2 protein-coding genes and 1 pseudogene are annotated in these 1,511 nt (G+C 34.7%); all 3 read left to right on the top strand.

Going from position 1 to position 1,511, the window contains the following annotated elements; all coding sequences use genetic code 11:
* Positions 1-44: 44 nt before the first annotated feature.
* The 3 genes and pseudogenes from ACXAC4_RS21100 (at position 45) to ACXAC4_RS21090 (ending at position 1,381) form a co-directional block, all read left to right on the top strand.
* Positions 45-1,133 (top strand): amino acid permease, encoded by a 1,089-nt coding sequence (locus tag ACXAC4_RS21100; RefSeq protein ID WP_475165146.1) that lies wholly within the window; start codon positions 45-47, stop codon positions 1,131-1,133.
* A pseudogene (locus ACXAC4_RS21095) lies at positions 1,115-1,225 on the top strand (hypothetical protein); the annotation flags it as partial. The gene ACXAC4_RS21100 and the pseudogene ACXAC4_RS21095, both read left to right, overlap by 19 nt.
* A gap of 21 nt (positions 1,226-1,246) precedes the next feature.
* Positions 1,247-1,381, top strand: a complete 135-nt coding sequence (locus tag ACXAC4_RS21090; RefSeq protein WP_475165148.1) for a hypothetical protein — start codon at positions 1,247-1,249, stop codon at positions 1,379-1,381.
* Positions 1,382-1,511 lie beyond the last annotated feature (130 nt).

Below are 1,511 nucleotides of genomic sequence, written 5' to 3'. Positions count from 1 at the left end.
AAGGTTAATGGCTTGATCTAGGTAAGGTCGAACAGCACCTGCGGATGATAGCACTTGGTGGAACGATTGGTGTCGGACTCTTTATGGGGGCGACAAGTACGATTAAATGGACAGGGCCTTCAGTAATATTTGCCTATTTAATAGCTGGGCTGTTTTTATTTTTAGTGATGAGAGCTATGGGGGAAATGGTATATTTACACCCGACTTCAGGTTCTTTTGCAAACTTTGCAAGTGATTACATAAATCCAGTTGCTGGTTATCTGACAGCATGGAGTAATATTTTCCAATGGGTTGTTGTAGGTATGAGTGAGGTTATCGCCGTTGGAGAATATATGAATTATTGGTTTCCTGATTTACCACAATGGATACCAGGTATTATAGTTGTATTATTGTTGGCTGGTGCTAACTTAGTATCAGTTAAAGCTTTTGGTGAATTTGAATTTTGGTTTGCAATGATAAAAGTAGTAACTATTATCTTGATGATTATTGCAGGGTTCGGTTTGATTTTCTTCGGACTTGGTAATGGTGGAGAGGCTATAGGTCTTTCTAATTTATGGTCACATGGTGGCTTTATGCCTAATGGTTGGATTGGTTTCTTCTTCGCACTTTCTATTGTAATTGGTTCTTATCAAGGTGTTGAATTAATCGGTATTACTGCTGGTGAAACGAAAGATCCACAAAAAAATATTAAAAGTGCGGTTAATGGTGTTATATGGCGTATATTAATTTTCTATATCGGAGCCATTTTCGTTATTGTAACTGTTTATCCTTGGGATGAATTAGGAAACATTGGCAGTCCATTTGTTGCAACATTTGCAAAAGTGGGTATTACGTTTGCTGCTGGACTCGTTAACTTTGTAGTTTTGACTGCAGCAATGTCAGGATGTAATTCTGGTATATTTAGCGCTAGTCGAATGACGTTGAACTTATCTCAAAAGGGCATGTTACCTAAATTTTTCCGTAAAGTTATGAAAAATGGTGTTCCTATTTGGACGGTTACTGCAATAGCAATTGGTATTTTAGTTGGTGCGTTATTAAATGTTATTTTGCCTTTATTTATTAAAGGGGCAGATAGTATTTTTTTTACGTATACAGTGCCTCGATTTTACCAGGTATGGTACCGTGGTTTATGATATTAATTAGTCATTTAAGATTCAGAAAAAATCACAGCGAAGAACTCAAAAATCATCCTTTTAAAATGCCAGGCGGCGCAATAACAAATTATATTACAATGGCGTTCTTTATCATGGTGTTAATCGGCATGTTATTTAATAAAGAAACAGTTGTTTCAGTTGTTATTGGTATCGTGTTCTTAGGTTTTATGACATTGTTCTATTATCTAAAAGGCTATCATAAATTAAGTGATGATCAGCAACTTTAAAAAATATAATAACACATCAATTTGTCAGCAATATTAAGTAGTCATAAATGATACATTTTTTGTATCATTTATGACTTTTTTTGTATATCCGTCATTACGTTAGTACACTTACATAAATGCTTTTACAAAT

This window comes from Pseudoalteromonas sp. AWM4_233 (assembly GCF_056158285.1).
This window is presented reverse-complemented; position numbering and strand designations above follow the sequence as displayed.

What these genes read in the sequence shown, in the direction of transcription:
- ACXAC4_RS21100 (WP_475165146.1), top strand. Translation starts at nt 45, where the DNA reads ATGATAGCACTTGGTGGAACGATTGGTGTCGGACTCTTTATGGGGGCG.
- ACXAC4_RS21090 (WP_475165148.1), top strand. Translation starts at nt 1,247, where the DNA reads ATGGTGTTAATCGGCATGTTATTTAATAAAGAAACAGTTGTTTCAGTT.